Origin of the sequence: Mucilaginibacter flavus (genome assembly GCF_030409315.1) — a bacterium.
Taxonomy (GTDB): domain Bacteria; phylum Bacteroidota; class Bacteroidia; order Sphingobacteriales; family Sphingobacteriaceae; genus Mucilaginibacter; species Mucilaginibacter flavus.
This window is the reverse complement of record NZ_JAUFPS010000023.1, coordinates 48,700-69,678: the sequence shown is the minus strand read 5'-3', so window position 1 is coordinate 69,678 and position 20,979 is coordinate 48,700. Positions and strand designations below refer to the sequence as shown.

Annotated in this window: 18 protein-coding genes; 11 read left to right on the top strand and 7 right to left on the bottom strand. The window is 42.5% G+C overall.

Annotation, left to right across the window (positions count from 1 at the left end; translation table 11 throughout):
• Positions 1–273: 273 nt before the first annotated feature.
• Complete coding sequence (locus tag QWZ17_RS08030) at positions 274–1,134, bottom strand: ankyrin repeat domain-containing protein (RefSeq protein ID WP_290304599.1); 861 nt, start codon at positions 1,132–1,134, stop codon at positions 274–276.
• 211 nt (positions 1,135–1,345) lie between these two features.
• On the opposite strand from QWZ17_RS08030, the gene QWZ17_RS08025 reads away from it, so the two are divergent.
• The gene (locus QWZ17_RS08025; protein WP_290304598.1) at positions 1,346–2,104 is read left to right on the top strand and encodes a hypothetical protein; all 759 of its coding nucleotides are present in this window, start codon (positions 1,346–1,348) and stop codon (positions 2,102–2,104) included.
• Between the two features lie 17 nt (positions 2,105–2,121).
• Positions 2,122–2,586, top strand: a complete 465-nt coding sequence (locus tag QWZ17_RS08020) for a hypothetical protein (RefSeq protein ID WP_290304596.1) — start codon at positions 2,122–2,124, stop codon at positions 2,584–2,586.
• Here QWZ17_RS08020 and QWZ17_RS08015 read toward each other — a convergent pair.
• Positions 2,583–5,051 carry a TonB-dependent receptor gene (locus tag QWZ17_RS08015; protein WP_290304595.1) on the bottom strand — a complete coding sequence of 823 codons (2,469 nt, stop codon included), beginning with the start codon at positions 5,049–5,051 and terminating at the stop codon, positions 2,583–2,585. The genes QWZ17_RS08020 and QWZ17_RS08015 overlap by 4 nt on opposite strands.
• A gap of 562 nt (positions 5,052–5,613) precedes the next feature.
• On the opposite strand from QWZ17_RS08015, the gene QWZ17_RS08010 reads away from it, so the two are divergent.
• From QWZ17_RS08010 to QWZ17_RS07985, 6 genes are all read left to right on the top strand, one after another.
• Positions 5,614–6,024, top strand: coding sequence for a response regulator (locus QWZ17_RS08010; RefSeq protein WP_290304594.1), 411 nt, complete (start codon positions 5,614–5,616; stop codon positions 6,022–6,024).
• A gap of 51 nt (positions 6,025–6,075) precedes the next feature.
• Positions 6,076–6,435, top strand: a complete 360-nt coding sequence (locus tag QWZ17_RS08005) for a response regulator (protein WP_290304593.1) — start codon at positions 6,076–6,078, stop codon at positions 6,433–6,435.
• Between the two features lie 70 nt (positions 6,436–6,505).
• Entirely contained in the window at positions 6,506–7,750 is a 1,245-nt protein-coding gene (locus QWZ17_RS08000; RefSeq protein ID WP_290304592.1) for an MFS transporter, read from the top strand.
• 75 nt (positions 7,751–7,825) lie between these two features.
• Positions 7,826–9,070, top strand: a complete 1,245-nt coding sequence (locus QWZ17_RS07995) for an arsenic transporter (RefSeq protein WP_290304591.1) — start codon at positions 7,826–7,828, stop codon at positions 9,068–9,070.
• Positions 9,071–9,196: 126 nt separating this feature from the next.
• The gene (locus QWZ17_RS07990) at positions 9,197–10,219 is read left to right on the top strand and encodes an SDR family NAD(P)-dependent oxidoreductase (RefSeq protein ID WP_290304590.1); all 1,023 of its coding nucleotides are present in this window, start codon (positions 9,197–9,199) and stop codon (positions 10,217–10,219) included.
• A gap of 74 nt (positions 10,220–10,293) precedes the next feature.
• Complete coding sequence (locus QWZ17_RS07985) at positions 10,294–11,130, top strand: helix-turn-helix domain-containing protein (protein ID WP_290304589.1); 837 nt, start codon at positions 10,294–10,296, stop codon at positions 11,128–11,130.
• On the opposite strand, the gene QWZ17_RS07980 is transcribed toward QWZ17_RS07985, so the two are convergent.
• Positions 11,127–11,987, bottom strand: a complete 861-nt coding sequence (locus QWZ17_RS07980) for a helix-turn-helix domain-containing protein (protein WP_290304588.1) — start codon at positions 11,985–11,987, stop codon at positions 11,127–11,129. The genes QWZ17_RS07985 and QWZ17_RS07980 overlap by 4 nt on opposite strands.
• 140 nt (positions 11,988–12,127) lie before the next feature.
• Here QWZ17_RS07980 and QWZ17_RS07975 point away from each other — a divergent pair, with 140 nt between their 5' ends.
• On the top strand, positions 12,128–13,012 hold the full coding sequence (locus QWZ17_RS07975; protein ID WP_290304587.1) for a PhzF family phenazine biosynthesis protein: 885 nt from the start codon (positions 12,128–12,130) through the stop codon (positions 13,010–13,012).
• 500 nt (positions 13,013–13,512) lie between these two features.
• Here QWZ17_RS07975 and QWZ17_RS07970 read toward each other — a convergent pair whose 3' ends face one another.
• Together QWZ17_RS07970 and yiaA are read right to left on the bottom strand one after the other, a co-directional pair.
• The gene (locus QWZ17_RS07970) at positions 13,513–15,147 is read right to left on the bottom strand and encodes an ABC-F family ATP-binding cassette domain-containing protein (RefSeq protein ID WP_290304586.1); all 1,635 of its coding nucleotides are present in this window, start codon (positions 15,145–15,147) and stop codon (positions 13,513–13,515) included.
• 509 nt (positions 15,148–15,656) lie between these two features.
• Positions 15,657–16,124, bottom strand: a complete 468-nt coding sequence (gene yiaA / locus QWZ17_RS07965) for an inner membrane protein YiaA (RefSeq protein WP_290304585.1) — start codon at positions 16,122–16,124, stop codon at positions 15,657–15,659.
• 132 nt (positions 16,125–16,256) lie between these two features.
• Between yiaA and QWZ17_RS07960 the strand changes: the two genes are divergently transcribed.
• Positions 16,257–17,744: a hypothetical protein gene (locus tag QWZ17_RS07960; protein ID WP_290304584.1), complete on the top strand. Its 1,488-nt coding sequence runs from the start codon at positions 16,257–16,259 to the stop codon at positions 17,742–17,744.
• 46 nt (positions 17,745–17,790) lie between these two features.
• Here QWZ17_RS07960 and QWZ17_RS07955 read toward each other — a convergent pair whose 3' ends face one another.
• Together QWZ17_RS07955 and QWZ17_RS07950 are read right to left on the bottom strand one after the other, a co-directional pair.
• A complete protein-coding gene (locus QWZ17_RS07955; protein WP_290304583.1) occupies positions 17,791–18,039 on the bottom strand; it encodes a hypothetical protein in 249 nt (82 codons plus the stop codon).
• Between the two features lie 152 nt (positions 18,040–18,191).
• Positions 18,192–19,418 (bottom strand): hypothetical protein, encoded by a 1,227-nt coding sequence (locus QWZ17_RS07950; protein ID WP_290304582.1) that lies wholly within the window; start codon positions 19,416–19,418, stop codon positions 18,192–18,194.
• A 600-nt stretch (positions 19,419–20,018) separates the two neighbouring features.
• Between QWZ17_RS07950 and QWZ17_RS07945 the strand changes: the two genes are divergently transcribed.
• Positions 20,019–20,978 carry a fibronectin type III domain-containing protein gene (locus tag QWZ17_RS07945; RefSeq protein ID WP_290304581.1) on the top strand — a complete coding sequence of 320 codons (960 nt, stop codon included), beginning with the start codon at positions 20,019–20,021 and terminating at the stop codon, positions 20,976–20,978.
• The last annotated feature ends 1 nt before the right edge of the window (position 20,979 follow it).

Sequence of the window (20,979 nt, the reverse complement as noted above, 5' to 3'; positions counted from 1 at the left end):
AAACAACAGCCAATTAATCCAAACTTAAAAAATTAAACTACATTGATTAAAACGATGATTTGTAGGGAAATCGTTTTATAAATTTAGGAGGCACCTACGGAGCCAAGGTAATGTTTTACCATGTGTCTATAAACACGAGACTCCGCTGGAGTCTTGAATGTATTTTGGGGGGTTCCGGAAGTGCTCCGTGTTTATAGCGGAATGTCTGCCGTATTTAGGGGCTACGGCAGGTGCCTACTTTTTAAAAGCGATTGTTGAGACGACAGACCGGAACTACAGCCCTTTCAAATATTCCTCAATCTTTGCAAAACGCTGCCGGGTTTCGTCGCCGATATTCTCCTCACTTAACATGTGCTGCGCCCAGCCAGTTGGTGTACCGCCATAAATTTTATCGGGCACATCAAGCCTCGCTCCCGCTTCCATGAGCAGCTTTACAGCCGCTAATGATCCAGAATAAACCGCCTGGTGCAACGGCGTAGCATGGCTATGAAAGCCTTCATTATTTTCGGGATAGCCGTTTGCGGGTGCGCCAATACTTAACAGGTGAGCTATTGCATCTGGCTTGCCATAAAAGGCGGCGGTTGTGAGGGCTACCAACAACTCATTTTTATTGGCGGTGGTGGTCATCCGTTTCACATCGTCCATTAGGTTTAGTCCTATGGCTGCTGCCAATGTGAGCTTGCCGCCCCGCTTGATGAGATGGGCCGCGGCCTCCGTATTTCCATGCGCCAAGGCCCCTAACCCACCGCCAGGTGCGGCACCGGCATCGATAAGTACATCCATCATGGCTATTTGTACACCACATTCTTTAGGGATACGGCCGGTAGCCACCAGGCCAAGCGTATAATCCATTTGATATTGCGCGGTATCCTTTGCTTCGTTCTTTACAAAAAGGATAAGCAGTTGTGTGATATCAACAATATTGGTAGCCAATTTTTCTACGCGAATGGGATTATCTGCCACAAACCAAAGCAGGTATGGATGTTGAAAATAGCCGGGCTCAGGATGGTTTAACCTATCACGTACCAGGTATTTGTTTTGGGTTAGCAAATCATCCAGCAAAACAATATCGCCGCTATCAATAGCTTCAACAGCCTGTAAAAATATGGGATCGTTGATGTTAGAATTGTTCATTTGTGGTCAAATTTATATTCAACGTAGAGACGCAATATTTTGCGTCTCCCACTATACAGGGCAAATTTGCATAATCGGACTTGCAAATCCGATTTGCACGCGGGAGACGCAAAGTATTGCGTCTCTACAAAAACAGAACCTGCTTCTTAGTTTAAAGATACATATGTATCTTTAATTTCGGTTAGTATAACAACCAAATGAACTTAAACCAATGAAAAACTTCCTCTGCATAGTCTTATTTCTATTTGTAATCACCAACGCCCGGGCCAATGATAAGCCTGCGATGATTAAAAGGTACCGGCAGATCATTAAACTGATCCAGACAGATAAAGCCGAAGAACTATCAAAGCTGGTAGCCTATCCGCTTAAAAGAGAAAATCCCTTAAAAGATATTACCAACGCTAAAGAGTTTATTGCCTATTACCCCATAATGTTTGACGCTGCGTTTAAGAAAAAACTGGCTCAGTTTAAAGACAATAGTGTACTTGAAAGCAACGGCAGCTTTGGCCTGGTTGGCGGCGCATTTGATGGCGATATCTGGCTTAATGAAAAAGGACAAATTCAGAGTATTAACTACAGTTCCAAACGCGAACAGGATTTAAAAGACCAACTTACCAGATCCGTCGAAAGCAAAATGCATCCTTCGGTAAATCATTGGGACCAAAATATATTGGTGCTGCAATCGCCCAAATTGTTAATCAGGCTTGATAGGATAGGCAACAATATTCGCTACGTATCGTGGAGTAAGGGCCGGTCGACCTCTGAGAAACCCGATATTGTGCTTAACAACGGAACAGAAGAAGCACAAGGTACTATGGGCGGCTGGACCTACACCTTTAAAAGCGGCGACTGGACCTACGTAATAGACGATGTTGAAATGTGTGAAAGCGACGATCAATGCGGCTATTTTTTACGCCTATCATTTAAGGGGCAGGATAAATCATCAACCAAATTGAAATCAATTAAATAAGCTTTATTGGGTGCTCCATGATAAAAAAACAAGCTTTGAGATTTGCTATTTTGATAGCATTATCAATAAAACTAACGTATGCAAACGCGCAGGATACAACGAAAAATAAGCCTTCTGTATTCAATTCTGACGTTTACATTTATGGATCAATAGATCCTTTATTGGTATCGTCAAATATACTTAAACTACAGTCGGCGGCATATTTTGATAAACACATAATGGCCGTTGGTAAGGTTTACGGTGGCGCTATGACAGAAAGTACCGGAGTAACGACGATTTATGTTGGTGATAATTATCCCAAACAGGACTTTGTTGTAATTATAAAAAAACGAAACCATGCCAAATTCGGACATCCCGAAACCGATCTTATTGGTCGTGAAATAAGAGTAACCGGCTATTTGTCAAATTACAAAGGTATGCTGGCCATCAAACTATCAAAGCCAAAAGACCTCGAGATAATGCACTTATCATCCTCTCATTAAAACGGAAACACAGCCTTAAAGCTCATATTCCTGCCAATGTTATAAATACCCAATTTTCCGTTTGGCGAGGCTTTGTAATATTCAAAATACTTTAACCGGTTAAGGTTTGATTGATAGGCTGTATTAAAAAGGTTATCTACCTGGAAAAACAACTCGCACAACGTTTTCTGAGATTTTAGTTTGATGGTGGCACCAGCACCGACATTAATCAGCGTATACCCGGGTGTCGCGGTTTCTGTATTATCCAACGCGTAAAAACGGTTTTGAGAGGCATAAACATCCGCCTCGGTTTTAAAATAGATTTTTGACAAAGCACCATATCCGCGTTGCAACGTAACTTTTAGCTCCGAACGGATGTGAAGTGGAGGGATAAATGGCAGATACTTTGCCGCGCCTTTAGATTGCGCTATCAACTCCTTATTTTGATTGATGCCCGTAACATAGGCAACACTATTGTTAAAGGCCAGCCATTTAACGGCGCGGGGGTGCAGGTTAACGGTAAACTCGGCACCGTAAAGCCGGGCCTTTGATTGCTGGTACTCATAGGTGCTGTTTCCGGGCACAATCACCACGGGGTTGCCGTTGGCATCTGTTAGCCGGGCCTGGTAAATATAATTGTCAATATGGTTGTTAAAAAACTCGGCTATCAGGTCGGCATCTTTCAGGTAGGATATAATGCCGATATCTTCCTGCAAACTAAACTCAGGGTTAAAGCTCCTGTTGCCCAGGTACACAATATGCGCGCCGGGATCAAGGCCATTTGAGCCTATTTCCGTAATGTTTGGTGCACGATACCCGCGTGCTATGTTGGCTTTAAGCAAAAGCCGTTCATTAACATTATAGGTTAAACCCAAACTGCCCGATATACCTTCATAAACATGTTTAAATGCCGGGAACTGCAAGTGAGCGCCGGCGGTATCGGATATTTCAACCTGCTGCTCAAGACCCTTGGCCGGGTTTGGGCCTACATAAAAATCGCGCCAGCTGATGTGCCGGTTATCATACCTAACACCGCCCGATAAATCAAACTTCCCAAAACTTTTACGCGCGAAGATGAATGTGCCGGCATCAAATAAATTATAATCGGGTATCGGGAAATCTGTGGCGGCTTTGCTACGGTTGGCCTGGTACATACCGTTGAGGCCAATGGTAGTTTCGACGCCATTAAAAACCGGGAAATTATATTTCAAATCATAATTAAGCGTGTTTAATACTACGTATAAGCCCGCCTGTTGTGCCAAGGTGGGATGATCGTATTCCCTACGGATGCTTTGCTGGCCGCCTAAGGAAACATCAATGCTGCCTTTACCCAGGTTAAACTGGTTATGGGTATACAACCGGTAATGCTGAATACGCTGGTGCAGCGGCGCGATGGAATAAGAGTTTAATTCATCATTACTTACTATGGGGCGGTTTTTGATATCATCGCCGGCAATTTCACTAACCTGTTTGGTAAATTGTCGTGTTAATGAATCGCGACTGCCATCTGGAATTTCCTGCCGGTTATCATAAAGCGTGGCCGCTATTTGCGAGTACCCCCATTTTTTATCAACCCTAACCATTCCCGATAAATTGTACTCCCTGAAACCGGTATTATAAACCAAGCCGTCAATTTTATCCCGGTAGTCATGAGCCGTTTTGGCTGTAGCCCTGAAAGTATAGGTGAAGTCGTTTTTTTTGTAGGCCAGCCCTAACGATGTACCAACCATGCCGTTATTGGTATGGTAATCGGCAATATAATCGCCATTTAATACTCCGCTGGCTCCGCGGGGGATGGCCGGGATCAGGTTAATTACACCCGCAATGGCGTCGGAGCCATAGGTTAAGCTGGCAGGCCCTTTGATTACTTCGGCACGCCCAATGCCATACTGATCAATCTCGATGCCATGCTCATCGCCCCATTGCTGCCCCTCCTGCCTTACACCATCATACAAGATTAGCACCCTGTTATAGCCCAATCCCCTTATAAAAGGCTTGGATATGTTTGGCCCGGTGGTAACAGCATTTACTCCCGGCACCCCTTTTACAATGGCGTCAATGATGTTGTTGTTTACGTTTTGGTTCATCTCCTTTACGGTCATCACCGCTATGGGTACCGGGTTGCGACGCAATTCTGTAGCACGGGATACGCCGGTAACTACAACCTCATTTAGCTTGGAGTAATTTTCTTTAAGGCTGGCATTTAAAACCGTAACATGTGCCTTGCCAATAGTTATTTTATAGCTTTCGGCCTGGTACCCTAAGGCAGAAAAAGAAACCTCGTAATTACCGGGGGCAATGTTATCGAGGGTATAATACCCCAACTCGTTACACGTGGTACCGTTTTTTGTACCTGCCAAAGTAATGGTAGCAAAAGCCAAAGGATCGTTCCCCGAAGTTAACCGCCCCTTTAAACACCCCTTTTGAGCCAAAGCCAATATCGGCATAAACATAACTAAAGCAAGACTAAGTATTTTTATTTTCATGAATTTGCATTTTAAAAATGCAAATCAAACAAATAAAATTAGTCTTACCTAATTTTATTTTATTTACTTATTTAATTATAGAACTCACCAAACACAAATACATACCGACAACTCCCGCGAGCTTATAGCTCGGGGGTACCATAGTTGCAGCTTTCAGCTGCCTGCTCTTTAGCTTTAACAACACCGGAAGCCAAAGGCTTCAACCAGCTTTACCCACGAGTTACGCTACGCTAACCTCGCGGGAGATAGAAATATAAAAAACATCTTAGTTGTATCTTTTTGCGAACGCAAGAACTTTAAATCCCCGAAAAGTTGAGCCTGGTTTAAAGAGGGTTTTAACCATCGCAATGGGCAATTTCAAATTTATTTTGGCTTTGTATATCCCGTTAAAACACCCATTGTTTTACCGTTAAAATACCGGGCTGTTTAATTATAAATGCATACTTACATTAGCATTTTAACATACAATAGTATTTGTGCTTATTAATTAAGCAAAATACCATGTAATTGGAATTTATTTTTCTTTTATAAACATTTTCACAGTATATTAGTTTAAATTTCCATGAAACCAAAAGATATAACATCAAATATATTAGTAATAGATGATGGCGAGATTGATAATTATATTTTTGAAACGGTGTTAAAGAAGGTACTGATAAATTCAAAGTTCGACACCTGTATGGATGGCCAAAGCGCCATTGACAAGCTAATAAGCATAAACAGGACCACGCCTCATCTTTTCCCCGATTTTATATTTTTGGACCTTACTATGCCCATGATGAATGGCTGGCAGTTTTTGGAAGAGTTTAGCCGCCTGAATATAGATCCTTTAAAGAAAAGTAAAATATATGTGCTATCTTCATCTGTATCAAACTTAGATAGAAGCAGGTCGTTGTTAAACCCTTTGGTGGTTGATTTTATTTCAAAGCCAATTAACCGCGATAAAATCCAGTCTATTTTTGAGGTTTCGTAAATCCCCCATTACGCGGCCGCGTGTTTATTTTAACATTAAGCTTCTTTCACTATGTTAAAGAGTATATTGATCATTGAAGACGATGCCGATATTTTGAGTACCGTTGAATCGGTTTTAAGCTTTAATAATTTTGCTGTTACGGGGCTAAGTCATACCCATGATATCATTGAATCCATTAAAGCCCACAAGCCCGACCTGGTACTAACCGATTATATGTTACCGGGGATGAACGGCGGCAAAATATGCCAGATGATTAAAAGCACCCACGAAACCAAACACATCCCGGTAATCCTGATGTCGGCCTACCACAGGCAGGCTATTTCGCTGGCCAACTTTAATTACGATGCCTACCTGCCCAAACCATTTGATATAGATAAATTGGTTAAAGCCATTAATAAGCTGTTGAATTAAGGATTGTTAAAGCAATCAAAATCATACAACCTACCAAACATTACTTATTACCAGGCTGTTTAATGCCGTAATGAGTAATACCATCGCCAATAAACGTGTACTGTGGCCGTTGCAGTCACTTAATTTTTTCATGGCCGATATGCAGGCTGGCATAGGGCCGTTCCTTGGTATTTTTTTACTGGCTAATGGCTGGAAAAGCGGCTTAATTGGTTCTGTCATGACCATTGGTGGCGTTGCCGGTATGCTCATGACCGTTCCGGCGGGGGCGCTTATAGATGCCACCAAACGTAAACGTTTATATGTTGTTATTCCCGCAATTTGCACTACGGTAGCTTCGGCCATCATTTTAATATCGCAAAACTTCTGGCTGGTTTCGGCCTCGCAGGTGGCTACAGCGGTTGCAGGCTCGGCTATCGGTCCGGCAGTAATTGGTATTACTTTGGGAATAGTGAAGCAAAAGGGCTTTAACAAACAAAACGGGTATAACCAGGCCTTCAATCATGCCGGGAATGTGGTGGGGGCTGCCTTATCCGGCTATCTCGGTTTCAAATTTGGCATGCCTGCTATATTTTACCTCGCCGCTTTGTTCGGTGTTATATCTATTATTTCGGTAATGCTTATTCCGGCTAAGGCTATTGATGATAATGCCGCACGTGGCTTAGCAAAAAAAGATAATAGCGACGATAAAGCAAGCGGTTTACAGGTTTTATTTAAATGCAGGCCTTTGCTTGTATTAGCAGCCGCGTTAGCTTGTTTCCACCTGGGCAACGGTGCTATGCTACCGCTATATGGGCTGGCCGCCGCGGCTAATAACCAGGGAGATCCTACCATATTTGTAGCCGTGACCATTGTTATCGCACAAGTAGTGATGATCATTGTATCATTAATAGCCATGCGCATGGCCGAAAAACGCGGTTACTGGCTGGTAATATTTATATCATTTATAGCGCTGCCGGCACGGGGCTTTATTGCAGCGCATATGATAAGCCACACCGGTTTATACCCGGTACAAATACTTGATGGCATAGGTGCCGGTTTACAAAGTGTTGCGGTACCGGGCCTGGTAGCCCATATTTTAAACGGAACCGGCAGGGTAAATATAGGGCAAGGTGCAGTAATGACGGTTCAGGGACTGGGAGCAGCGCTAAGCCCGGCAATAGGCGGGTGGATAGCGCAATTAATTGGATACAGTTCGGCTTTTATGATCCTTGGATGTTTTGCCATAGTATCCATATTGCTTTGGCTCCTATACGGCCCATCGCTTAAAGCAGCCTGCAATCATCAGCCCGGTAAAACAACAAAGCCTGCATGGTAATAAACAAATTCAAATCATAAAGCCAGGTTATCATAACACTTGTAAATTCGCCGGCATATTTTCTATCAATTTATAATGACGAACCTTACCATCTGGATCATTTCGTTTTTTGCTATAGCAGGGGTTATTATCCGGCCTTTTAAAGTTCCCGAATTTGTTTGGGCCTTAACCGGGGCAATTGTGTTGTTGATAGCAGGGCTGATTTCACCCACCGAAGGACTAAACGGCGCAAGCAAAGGCACCGATGTTTACCTGTTTTTAACCGGCATGATGCTACTGGCCGAAACCGCCCGCGAAGAAAAACTGTTCGACTGGCTTGCGGCGCATGCCACCAAAATGGCTAATGGATCGTCTGTGCGGCTGTTTTTATTGATTTACTTAGTAGGTGTTGTGGTAACCTCATTTTTATCAAATGACGCCACCGCGGTCGTTTTAACGCCAGCCGTAGCTGCCGCTGTAAAGGCCGCCAAAGTAAATAAGCCTTTACCCTACCTATTTATCTGCGCGTTTATAGCCAATGCAGCATCGTTTATATTGCCCATATCAAACCCGGCAAACCTGGTTATTTATGGCAGCCATATGCCGGCGTTAATACAATGGTTGCATACGTATGCCTTGCCCTCGGCAGTGGCTGTAGCTGTAACTTATGGTATGTTGTATTTAACCCAGCTCAAAAACCTTAAACAAGCCATAGAAAGCGAGATCACCATCCCCACACTTTCTACCGGTGGTAAAACCGCCTTAATCGGCATTGCTGCTACAGCGGCCATCCTGCTAATCTCTTCGGCATTTGATATTCAATTGGGTTTGCCAACTGCTATTACGGGTATTGTTACCTCGGCCATTGTAATTATCAGCGCTAAAAAGAACCCGGTAGTTGTAATCAAGGGCGTATCGTGGTCTGTATTACCGCTGGTAGCGGGGCTGTTTGTAATTGTTGAAGCGCTCGGCAAAACCGGGCTTATTCAAAACATCAGCACTTTGTTACAGCAAAGTTTAGCTCATTCTTTAAATGGTACGGTGTGGGCCGGCGGAATCATAACTGCATTTAGCTGCAACCTGATGAATAACCTACCGGCCGGACTTATTGCCGGTAACGCCGTGCAAGCCGGACACGTCCCAGCAATGGTGAAAAGTGCTATATTGATAGGCATCGACCTGGGGCCAAACCTTTCCATCACCGGTTCGCTGGCTACTATATTATGGTTGGTAGCCCTGCGCCGCGAAGGGATAACCGTTAGTGCGTGGTCATTTTTAAAACTGGGGTTTATAGTGATGACAGTAGCATTATTATGCACACTTGGGGCCTTGTGGGTTTGATAACAGATGCTTGGACATATTCAATTCATCAATAAAATTTAACGTTTTAAACAAAACACTTTGACGTTTTAAACAAAGTGACATTATCCTATTGCCTGTAGTTTTGTATTATCAAAATTTAAGAAAATGAAATTACAAGACAATTATAACGGCGTATTGCAAAATCCCATTAACTCCGGCTTTGATGCAAAATCTACAGTTCATGATGTGATCAAAGGAATTGACCTCAGTGGTAAAACGGCCATTGTCACCGGTGGATACGCGGGCATCGGTTTGGAAACCGTGAAAACTTTTGTTGCTGCCGGCGCAAAAGTTATTGTACCTGCACGTGATGTTGCCAAAGCCATAAATAATTTGCAAGGTATAGTGAATGTAACTATTGAACAAATGGATCTGATGGAGCCGGAGTCTATAGATGCTTTTGCCGCCAAGTTCCTGAGTACTTATGATAAGCTTGATATACTGATTAATAATGCAGGTATCATGTGGGTGCCGCTACAGCGCGATAAACGCGGGTACGAATCGCAGTTTGCTACCAATCACCTGGGGCATTTTCAACTAACAGCCGGGCTTTGGCAGGCTTTAATGAATGCCAAAGGCGCCAGGGTAGTAAATGTATCGTCGTACGGTCACCAGATAGCCCCTTTCAACTTTGATGACCCCAATTTCACTAACCGCGAATATGAAACCTTGCAAGGTTACGGCCAGTCTAAAACGGCCAATAACTTATTTTCTGTCGAGCTTGATCATATCGGGAAAAACTTCGGTGTGCGGGCATTTTCGGTCCATCCGGGTTCGGTAATCGGCACCGATTTGGGTAGAGTTGCTCCCATGGCATTGTTTCAACAAATGGGCACTCATGATGCCAATGGAGATATTTTCCCCGAAGTAGCCGCAAAACTTAAAAATGTGGAGCAGGGTGCCGCAACATCAGTATGGTGCGCTACCAGCGCACAGCTAAATAACATTGGTGGTGTTTATTGCGAAGACGCGGATGTGGCCCAACTGGATAAAGGAAATATCGAACATAATTATAATGACCCATCATCGCTACGTGGTGTACAACCCTACTCGGTAAACGCGGCAAATGCAGTAAAACTTTGGGTTTTAAGCGAAGAAATGACAGGCGTAGCATTCGCTGTAAATTAATAACATTCACCATTAAACAGGCCGGCGTATTTGCCCGGCTTGCTTAATTTTTGTTAGCTTTACTATTCAGCGTTATGGAATTTGAAACAAAATACATCACCCCCGATATTAAACTCTCGCTTTTTACAGGAAGGCTTTTTAAAACGGAGGTGATGTTTGAACACCACATGCTGGTTTGGTTTATTTCGGGCGAAACAAAAATTATCCAGGCCGATGTTACCTACACCTTCAATGCGGGTGATATTTTCCTTATTCCACGCAACCAGTTAGCTACCGTTATTAATTACCCCAAGGATGGTAAGCCACACCAGGCTGTAGCTATGCACCTCACTAAAGAAAGGTTAAAGGATTTTTACTCCCGGCATAAAACAACCGGCAAACTACTGGCATTGCAAAAGATATATCTATTTTCAAAACACCCGTTACTGCAAAGCTGCCTTTCGTCGCTGGTCCCTTATTTTGAGCTGGGCGAAAGTCTACCTCCTGATATTGCCTCCATTAAAATTGAAGAAGCCATCAGCATATTAAGATCTATTGATAAAACCGTGGATGGATTGCTGGCTAATTTTGAAGAACCGGGCAAAATAAACCTGGCCGAGTTTATGGAGCGTAACTATATGTTTAACATGACGCTGGATAGGTTTGGCTACCTAACCGGCCGCAGCCTTGCAACCCTAAGGCGTGATTTTAAAAAAGCCTTCAACACTACACCTCAAAAGTGGCTTACCAAGAAACGATTGCAACTGGCTCACTACCACATAGCTCAAAACCAGCGCAAACCTATTGACGTTTACCTTGAAGTAGGGTTTGAAAACCTATCGCACTTTTCATACGCGTTTAAAAATCAGTTTGGGTATTCGCCCAATGAGTTGGTGGAGAAAAGTAATGTAGCAGGGATACTTCGAACTTAACTTCTCACCCTTTTCCTAAACAGGGATGGGCTTTCCTGGAAATTCTTTTTAAACAAGTTACTCAGGTGACTTTCATCAGTAAAGCCTAATTCGTAAGCAATTTCGGAGATGGTAAGATCGCTAAACTCCAGCCTTACTTTTACCAGCGAGAGTTTATATTGCAGAATATAACTGCGGATGCTGACACCGTTATTCTTCTTAAAATATTCGCCAACATAATAGCCTGATAAATTGGCAAAGTTAGCCAGGTTATTGATAGTTAACTTTTCGGCATCATAAATATGTTTTTTAATGTAACCGGTTAATAAATCATTCTTCCGGCTCAGTTCTGTTGGCGTATGTTCTGCCGGGGCATCGGGCAGAACGTTACGGGCAAAAATATTGAGCAATACCTGTAACAGGTGCCGGATGTTTTTTTCGTGATGCAATTGCCTCGACAGATATTCGTCGTGAATCGTCTTGATGAGGCTTTTAACTGTATGGCAGTCGTCGTCACTTTTTACCAAAAGATTAGCCTCATGGTTGTGGTTAAAAAACAAGTACTCCAGGTTTTTCATCCAAACATTCAGCGCTTCCCGCTCATCGGGCGAACTACAGCCCTCGAAAACAACATCTGTAAACCGGATATATAAAAACCGGCTTGGTTTTTCGACCGTAAAAGTACGTTGATCAAGCGGGGTATAAAGCAATATGTTCCCCTTGCGATAAGGCATGCTATTGGCGTTAACATACCGCAGCCCCTCGCCCTCCATCACATAAATAATTTCAAAAAAATTATAAACTTTCGGCGCAAGATCCCAATTATTGGTTTCGATAACCTGTACCTCAAATGGCTCAACTAAACGCGTGTTTAACATCCTTTAAAGTTACAGAAACATCCTTTACCACTACACGTAGCCAGGCATAGTTACACCATACTTTTGTAAAAATAAAAGCGTGTACAGTGCGGCGGAGCACCAGTCGCGCCAGCTATCAATGGCTATTGAAATTAAAAAAAATGAAAAAACTAAAATATTACATTCTTGATGTATTCACCAACCAGCGTTACAAGGGCAACCCATTGGCGGTTGTGTGGAGCGATGAAGAATTAGCCTTATCTCAATACTATGACATTGCCCGCGAGTTTGGCTATTCAGAAACATCCTTTGTATTTTATTCCGCTGCAGAAAAGGCATTCAAGGTACGATCATTCACACCTGGTTTTTACGAGGTGACCGGCGCAGGGCATAATTTGTTGGGCGCAGTATGCCTGGCTTTGATAAAAGGTTGGGATATTTTTAAAGAACAAGGCGATAATAAATGGGTAGTTATTCAGGATCATAAAATTCCGCTGGTAACATCCACAGAAAATGGGGTTCATTTTGTGGCCATGAAACAGCAATCATCCAAGATACTCGATGCCGTACCCGCCGCTTTAGTTGCCGAAGCCCTGGGCCTGGATACCGAAGATTTGAAACTTTGCAACTGGTTGCCAACCGTTGTGCAAACCGAAGTTGCCCACTTAATGGTGCCAATCAAAAATAACGACTCCCTTAAACAGGCCTTACCTAACAATGATCTTTTGAAGAAGATATCTGCCCAATATGGCTTTGAGGGCTTTTACCTGTTCACCACAGATAGCAGCGAAAAAGACTATGTTGCCGAAACACGGTTTTTCAACCCTGCTTTCGGCATCAATGAAGACCCCGCGACCGGAACCGCCGCCGGACCATTGGCCGGATACCTTAACGCCGTAAGCCATATTAGCCAAAGACAAGCCTACCAGATATTACAGGGCGTATTGGTAAACCATGCATCATCCATACAGGTTAAAGTAACACCCGAAGGTATATGGGTAAGCGGATCATCTGTAATAGTAATGGAGGGCGAGTTGGTTATTTAACGCGTTGGGCGCGCTAAAAAATATCAGGAGTTTTATTCAGATTCAAGTTCACATTTTTTGCGAACTTGAATCTTTTTGTTCCAATAAAGGCCGTTAAAAAGAGATAAAATTATCATTGCGCATTGTAAAATATGGAGACTGTGAAAGTGAAAATAGCGTATATAGCACGGCGTAGACGACTCACCCCGACGAGGCTCCGCCCGTCTTCCCCTCTCTCCGACTGCGTCGCATAGAGGGGTGGGGAAATAAAAAAATGGGGTTCACCCTCTATGCGGCTTTAGCCGGAGAGAGGGTCGGCCAGCGAAGCGTTGCCGGGGTGAGTCGTTGCCAGCGTTAAAACCCAACGCATTCATCTAAAACGAATACGTCGTAAATAGCCTGTCGAAACACGCGGGCGAAGGCCTCTGCGCGCGCCCTTCGACAGGCTCAGGATGACCGCCCCCTCTATTTAGATAACTTTTCATCGAAAGTACGAAGCAATGACCGCTCCTTCGCTCCGCTTAGCTTTGTTCAATCTCTTTTAAGCTATCCATTTTTTTGTAGGCCAAAAACCCTTTAATGTCCTCAAAGTGTTCGCGAACGCGTTTGTTGCCAAACTCAAATACTTTTTTCACCAGTCCGTCCAGGAAATCTCGGTCGTGCGATACTAAGATCAGGGTTCCATCAAAATCCCGCAGGGCATCTTTGATAATATCCTTGGTTTTCATATCCAAATGGTTGGTGGGCTCATCCAGTATCAATACGTTTACCGGCTCTAACAATAGTTTGATCATGGCCAGGCGGGTTTTCTCGCCACCAGAAAGTACTTTTACCTTTTTTGTGGTATCATCGCCACTAAACATAAACGCGCCTAAAAGGTCTTTGATCTTCACCGTGCCATCACTTAAAGGAATCTGATCGATGGTTTCAAATACCGTTAAATTCTCATCGAGCAAAGAAGCCTGGTTTTGAGCAAAATACCCAATCTTGGCATTGTGACCTACTTTTAAGCTTCCTTCAAAATCAATCTCACCCATAATGGCTTTAATCATGGTCGACTTACCTTCGCCGTTTTTGCCAACAAAAGCCACTTTTTCGCCCCGCTCAATTACCATAGCTGCATTTTTAAACACCACATGATCGCCATAGGTTTTGGTAAGTTCCTCTACCATTACCGGGTATTGACCGGAACGTGGGGATGGCGGAAACTTCAACCTTAAGGCCGAAGTATCAACTTCATCAATCTCGATAATCTCCAGTTTTTCGAGCATCTTCACGCGCGATTGCACCTGCAACGTTTTGGAGTACGTACCTCTAAAACGGTCTATAAATTCCTGATTATCGGCAATAAAACGCTGTTGCTCCTCGTAGGCCTTTAATTGATGTACACGGCGGTCGGCACGCAATTGCAAGTAGTGACTGTATTTGGCTTTATAATCATATATCCGGCCCATGGTTACCTCGATGGTACGGTTGGCAATATTATCAACAAAAGCACGATCATGGGAGATTACCATTACGGCCTTTGCCGAATTGATCAGAAAATCTTCCAGCCATTGTATACTTTCAATATCCATGTGGTTGGTAGGCTCATCCAGCAGAATCAAATCTGGCTTTTTTAACAGGATTTTAGCGAGCTCAATACGCATACGCCACCCGCCCGAAAATTCAGAAGTTTGGCGCGTGAAATCCTTACGTTCAAAACCCAAACCTTTCAGCACTTTCTCTACCTCAGCATCATAATTGACTTCCTCCTGCGAATAAAATTTTTCGCTCAGCTCAGATACCCGCTCAATCAGCTTCATGTAAGCATCACTTTCGTAGTCGGTACGGATATTGAGCTGCTCATTCACCTCATCGAGCTCTTTTTGCATTTGGTTAGCCTCGTCAAAAGCTTTCATCGTTTCTTCAAAAACGGTAACGTTATCGTGGGTAAGCAAATGCTGTGGCAAATATGCTATTACAGCGTCCTTAGGGCCAGTTACGTTACCCGTGGTAGGTTTGCTGACATTGGCAATAATTTTGAGGATGGTTGACTTGCCCGCACCATTCTTACCCATCAGGGCTATTTTATCGTTCTCGTTTATAGAGAATGTTATGTCGCTAAACAAGGTGGTTCCGCCAAATGAAACGGAAATGTTATTAACATTAATCACTGTATGTAAGTATTGAGTTTGCGCAAAGATAAAGAAACACACAGGATTATGGCAGGATAAATAAAAGGGCCAGGGAAATAGCTTTTAGAGATTTGTGTATCAAAAGACAACTCCTTGGAGCAAAAAAGTAAATTTCCCTACAAACGGGTATAAGCAATGTCATTAAGTTAATAGATAGGGTGCTCCATCGGAGCAAAAGCTTTGTAGCGCACGAAAATTAAGACTTTTTGCGTGCCGTAGGTACGCTACACAGGTTCCGTACCTACGGCACGGAGCGTTATCTCTTGTTTTGCCTACAAAGCTTTACCCCCTATGGGGGAGAAAAACTTTAACTTAATGACAGTGTGCTATAAGGCATCAAATATTCAATACCGTATAGCGGCTACTCATTGGGCTCGTTGAATATGTTACCTTATGCTGAAATACAAAACGCACACCTTAATAGCGCATTATCTAAATAAACCCCACAGGCCTGCCATGCAAAGCGCTGCGGGGTGGTAACCGCTACGTTACAGTTCTTTGTCCTCAAACATCTTAGCGTCGCGGGTATTTTTTTGTACGGCAATCGCCGAAAACATGCTGAGGCAAAATGCCATACCGTAAAAGCCTTTCTCGCTCAACGTCATATCCGCGTTCCACAGGCCAATTGTTAATAAAATCATGGCGGCAATAGTGGCAAACCAGCTAATGCCGTAGTAAAGATCTGTAACGGCAAGTCCCTCGGCCCTGTCCCTAACACTTTTTTGTACGGAGATTACGGCGAATAAACCGAATAATAGAATGGTGAAATAGTAGCCTTTTTCGTTCAGCTTCATGCCTGCATTCCATAAGCCCACGCAATAGCCCACCGCGCCTACCAACAAGGCAAACCAGGAGGCACCTATAAACGCGCCGGTAGGCTTAAACGGGTTTCTAACCTTTTCGCCATATTTTACGGCCGATGAATTTTCTTCTGTTCTTTGTTGTAGCGGTTCCATGTTTGTTTTGTTTTAATGATTAATATGGAAGCAAACGTATCACGTAAAACAGCGTTATAAAAATCATATTTTGAAAATTACTGACGATATAATTTTCAATTTCTATACCTTTATATAGAATAACACATCTATATGGACTCATTATCGGAGTTGGTTAAGCTACTCAACAGTAGCGAAAAAAAGCTTTTCAGGCAGTTTTTACAGCGGAAAAATAAAAGAAGCGATGTAAAAAACCTTGCTTTACTTGATTCGATAGAAACTGACGATATCAGTAATTTAAACAAACTCTACAATCCGGAGAAAAACAACGATGCATACCATGCTTTGCGGAAAAGGTTGCAGGATAATTTGCTGCTATTTTTATCGCAGAGAGCTTTTGAGAGTAGTCATTCCGACACTTATGACGCATTGCGTTTGGTTGTGGTTGCGCGTTTTTTGTTAGAAAACGACGTGATCAAAATAGCCTTCAAATGTTTGGATAAAGCCGAACGACTGGCCGAACATTTGGAACAGTTTAATTTATTGAACGAGCTTTTGCTGTTGAAACTACAATACGCCCACCTGCCGGGAGCAGAAAACCTTGAAGCGTTAACAGCGCGTTTCCTACGGAACCAGGCTGATATGCAACGCGAAGCCAAGCTCAATATGGCTTATGCCTTTTTGAGGCAGCAACTACAGCAAATACACCTGGAAGGTAAGGTAGTTAACCTAACAGCCTTGATACTGGCAACAATAAGGAAATATAAAATCTCCACCCAGGATTTGATGACCTATAAGGCTATTTACCAAATCCTTTTCATCGCTAATGAATATGCAGCCATACAGCAAAATTACGAATTGATAGAGCGCTACATCGCCCGAACTAATCAATTCATGCAAGGCCAGCAGCTTATTAAACAATCGTATCTTTTTTACCATATATCCATCTTGTATTTTCTGGCTAACTTCCACCTGCGGCGAATGGATTTTGCCGGGAGTGTGGGCTACCTTAAGCAAATGATGGATTTAATGCTGAGGGATAGCCGTTACCACACGGTGTTTTACCTGCGCCATCAGCTGCTATCTGCACTCAACCTGTTTTTCACAGGCTTTGCTGATGATGCGATTGCTTTATTGCATAAATCGCTCTCTAATTCAAAACAGGCACACAAACCAGAGGATATAGAGGATTTACGGATATGCCTTACCATGTTTTTAGCCCTTTGTAACGACAGGGGGAGTTTGAAACAGCTTGGTTTACTAACACGCACTGATGCCTGGTACGAGAAAAAAATGGGCATGTTATGGACCATCCGAAAAAACCTGATGGAGATTTTGGTGCAAGCACAGTTCTCAAACATTGAGCTTGCCACATCCCGGTTAAACAGCTTCCGGCGGCGATATAAAAAGTACCTGCTAAAAACTTCGGAAGAACGCGTACTATCCTACCTGAGTTTGGTTGAAAAATACCTGCTAAAACCGGATGTAGCTTCGGAACCGGCATACAGAAAGGCGGTTTTAAACCAGCTGGACAGGATAGAAAATAAAGACATATTCACTTTGAGCTTTATAGCATGGCTGATAGCGAGATGGGACAAAAAAACAGCTTATAAAGTGGTGCTATCGCTTGTACAAGAATGATAGCTGTAAGCAATAAGTTTTTGGGACAATGTGCTTAGAGGGCCTTTTACTTTCCTCCGGATAGGTGCTCATTTTTAACTGCTTTATTTGCTTTACGAACATTGATGAACAAATACACAGCTACAAACAAACTTAAGCAGGCGTTTATAAAAGTACCTACCCCCTCAGCTTTATATGCTTTATCAACAGAAATGGCACCTTCAATCCCCTTGTAAATCTCATAAAAAGCGTATAAGAACATGTAAATACTTGCTGCAAAGAGAATCTTCCGATACTTGATAAAAAACAACGGCATGATAAATGGTTTGGTGCTAAATATAAAAAGCAAGTTATAAATAACTTGCTTTTTATATTTTATTGTGATCCCATTTGGATTCTGATTTTTTTTTGCTAAATATCTAATAAACAATAATAATAAAACAACTAAAATCGAGTTTTTTTTTAATTTTAATTTGCTTTTAAATTTTTCAGGGTTTGCTCAAGTGTTGATAAACGGGCGTTTAATTCAATAATGGCTTGTTGCTGCTTTATATCTTTTTTTAACATATCTTCCTTTTCGTTGTGCTCTGCAATTAAATACAAGGTTAACTCTTCCACCTTCTTCAGCAGCAACTTATTCATATCACCTAAATTAACCCCTTCTTTAGCAACCTCCTGTTGCGATGGAATTTCAGGCAAGTGATGGTTTTGATCTATATAAGCCTTGACATCGGTTAGTGATGGTAGAGTATAATCTCTTTTGAAAACATAATCGGGCCAATTGGCAGCAAGTTTTACAGTTACCGCGGTTGCAATCACACTACCTCCTATTGCTAATTTATAAGTTGAGCCAGCAAGATTCCAATTTGAATTGTCTGTTACACCTACACCCACATTTCCAGTACCACTAACCCGGAAGGCAACTTTGCTTTTAATATCTGCATCAGCAAGCGTCTGTGTACTTGTTCCGTTTGAAGCAATAGGAACTATGGATACCGTACCAGAAATATCGCTATAAATCACACCTCCACCATTATGATAGCCATCACCTTCAACCGTCCAAGTTGCGGTCGACCAGGCTCCAACACTTCTTGCCGCATTAAAGCCCATATATGTTGTTCCATAATTTAAGTTTGGACCGTCAGCCTTTCCAACAGAAAACTTATATTGGACGCTGCCAAGCTGGAAAGCGGAAATGAGGTTAGAAGTACCAATGCCAACACTGCCGTTCGAGCTAATCCGCATACGCTCTGCGACAACCCCATCGGAACCAGCGGTACTAAATACGAATGCCCCGGGTACAATACCGCTTGACGGAGCGCCATCAACCTTAAAGACCAACTGCCCGGACCGCTGCACCGCGGTCCCATCATGGCCATAAAAGTCAAGCCAGCCAATGAAATCCCCGTTCTGTACTGCAAGTGGAGTAGTCACATTACCGCGGGCGCGCCCGAAATACAGGCGTGAGCCCTGCCATGAGGTATTATTATAGGAGTCTAATCCGAAATCAGCATAAGCGCCATTATTCGTGCTACGCCCTGTAGCATTGTACAACTGAAACTGGTATGAGGGAGTAGTTGTACCTATACCGATATTGTTGGAGGTATAGGTAGCATTACCGTTCGTAGTCCACTGGGCGTGTAAAAATTGTGAAACCGATAAAAGGATAAACAAAGTCAAAGCTATTTTTTTCATGATGAATATAAATTGTAATTAAGGATTTAAAAAAGTATACATAACCAGTAGACATCGCTATATTTTGCCAACATCGAGCGGGTATCAGCTGCTAAAATATTCTGGAACAAAACTTTAAGAACTAAAGAAGAAGACATTTTTCATGATATGTGATATGGATTAAGTAGCTGATACCTTATATTTACTAAAATAAAGATTTTGCTATATCTGCTTAGGAGTAAAAATACAGTTTTTAAGGTATCCTCAATATAAAATATTAGCTAAATATTGCCAGAAAACAAAACTGCATCCAAGAATATTACACTCCTAACTGATTCGCCTTTTTGTAACAATGCAACGTTACCAGCAACATAATCCAACGTCAATAATAAATGATACTATTAAAAGGAATCATCGGTAAAACGAATGACCGGAAGGAACTTTATTCATAGATTTGATACGCTTTTCAAGCGTTGTTCTTTCTATTTGTAAAAAATGGCACAATTTTATATTAGCATTATGCCAGTATTAAGGTCGAATAAAAGCAGTGTTTAAAGCAATTTTAAAATACATAAAAATTCACAATATTTTCTATCGACTTATTCTTAAATTAGGCCGATAATGAAACTTAAACACTTATTATATATTTTAACTTTTTTTTTAACGGCCAATACGCTTTTGTCTTCCTGCAAGGAGTTCATTGAGCCCTCCATTGCCAAGAGACAGGTTAATATTGAAGCGCCTGCAGATAACTATCAAAGCACGAAATATACCGTCAACTTTTGGTGGGATGAAGTAGAAGATGCGCTCAGCTACCGTTTACAGGTGGTCGCTCCAGGCTTCGACTCCATCGGTGGACTTATTCTGGACACGCTCGTTAAAGGAAACAAATTTTCAGCAACACTTGAGCCGGGGAACTATCAATGGAGAGTAAGGGCGGAAAACGGAAGTTCACAAACCGCCTATTCAACCGCCCGCAGTTTTGTTGTTGAAGAATCTTCATTAACTAATCAAACCATGACGCTGTCATCTCCCGCCAATAATTTCGTTACCACTCAGAATACTGTGCTTTTTAAATGGAATAGTTTATTTGGCGCTACTAAATACCAGCTGGAGATAGATACCAATAATTTTGCCAACGAAAATGCTTTGACATATAATAATGTTGTGCCAGGGCAGCAAATAAACTTTACATTTCCTAAAGATCAGACCTACGCATGGCGGGTGAGAGCTGAAAACGAAACAGAGCAATCCAAATGGTCTGCGGTAAATTACGTGACTTACCAGTTGCCTCCCCCCGGACAGGTTACTCTTGCATCACCAGCGAATGGAAGTGCGGTAACCTTGCCGCTACAGCTTAGCTGGAATGCGGTGGACGGCGCTGCCAGTTACAAGTTATACGTCTTTAAGAGCGACTCTACTACGCTTTACAGTAATGCTTTCCCATTGAAGGTGACTACAACATCCTACAACTTCAATCTGGGAAATCCCGGCAACCAGCTTTACTGGAAAGTAAGCGCGGTTAACGCTTCGGGCAAGGAAGGAAAACCAAGCGGTTTGCGAAATTTTGTATTACTTTAAA

Coding starts and splice junctions, on each gene's coding strand:
- QWZ17_RS07975 (WP_290304587.1), top strand. CDS start 12,128: ATGAAAAAACTAAAATATTACATTCTTGATGTATTCACCAACCAGCGT.
- QWZ17_RS07995 (WP_290304591.1), top strand. CDS start 7,826: ATGACGAACCTTACCATCTGGATCATTTCGTTTTTTGCTATAGCAGGG.
- QWZ17_RS07945 (WP_290304581.1), top strand. CDS start 20,019: ATGAAACTTAAACACTTATTATATATTTTAACTTTTTTTTTAACGGCC.
- QWZ17_RS08025 (WP_290304598.1), top strand. CDS start 1,346: ATGAAAAACTTCCTCTGCATAGTCTTATTTCTATTTGTAATCACCAAC.
- QWZ17_RS08010 (WP_290304594.1), top strand. CDS start 5,614: ATGAAACCAAAAGATATAACATCAAATATATTAGTAATAGATGATGGC.
- QWZ17_RS07990 (WP_290304590.1), top strand. CDS start 9,197: ATGAAATTACAAGACAATTATAACGGCGTATTGCAAAATCCCATTAAC.
- QWZ17_RS07955 (WP_290304583.1), bottom strand. CDS start 18,039: ATGCCGTTGTTTTTTATCAAGTATCGGAAGATTCTCTTTGCAGCAAGT.
- QWZ17_RS08005 (WP_290304593.1), top strand. CDS start 6,076: ATGTTAAAGAGTATATTGATCATTGAAGACGATGCCGATATTTTGAGT.
- QWZ17_RS08000 (WP_290304592.1), top strand. CDS start 6,506: ATGAGTAATACCATCGCCAATAAACGTGTACTGTGGCCGTTGCAGTCA.
- QWZ17_RS08020 (WP_290304596.1), top strand. CDS start 2,122: ATGATAAAAAAACAAGCTTTGAGATTTGCTATTTTGATAGCATTATCA.
- yiaA (WP_290304585.1), bottom strand. CDS start 16,124: ATGGAACCGCTACAACAAAGAACAGAAGAAAATTCATCGGCCGTAAAA.
- QWZ17_RS07960 (WP_290304584.1), top strand. CDS start 16,257: ATGGACTCATTATCGGAGTTGGTTAAGCTACTCAACAGTAGCGAAAAA.
- QWZ17_RS08015 (WP_290304595.1), bottom strand. CDS start 5,051: ATGAAAATAAAAATACTTAGTCTTGCTTTAGTTATGTTTATGCCGATA.
- QWZ17_RS07985 (WP_290304589.1), top strand. CDS start 10,294: ATGGAATTTGAAACAAAATACATCACCCCCGATATTAAACTCTCGCTT.
- QWZ17_RS08030 (WP_290304599.1), bottom strand. CDS start 1,134: ATGAACAATTCTAACATCAACGATCCCATATTTTTACAGGCTGTTGAA.
- QWZ17_RS07980 (WP_290304588.1), bottom strand. CDS start 11,987: ATGTTAAACACGCGTTTAGTTGAGCCATTTGAGGTACAGGTTATCGAA.
- QWZ17_RS07950 (WP_290304582.1), bottom strand. CDS start 19,418: ATGAAAAAAATAGCTTTGACTTTGTTTATCCTTTTATCGGTTTCACAA.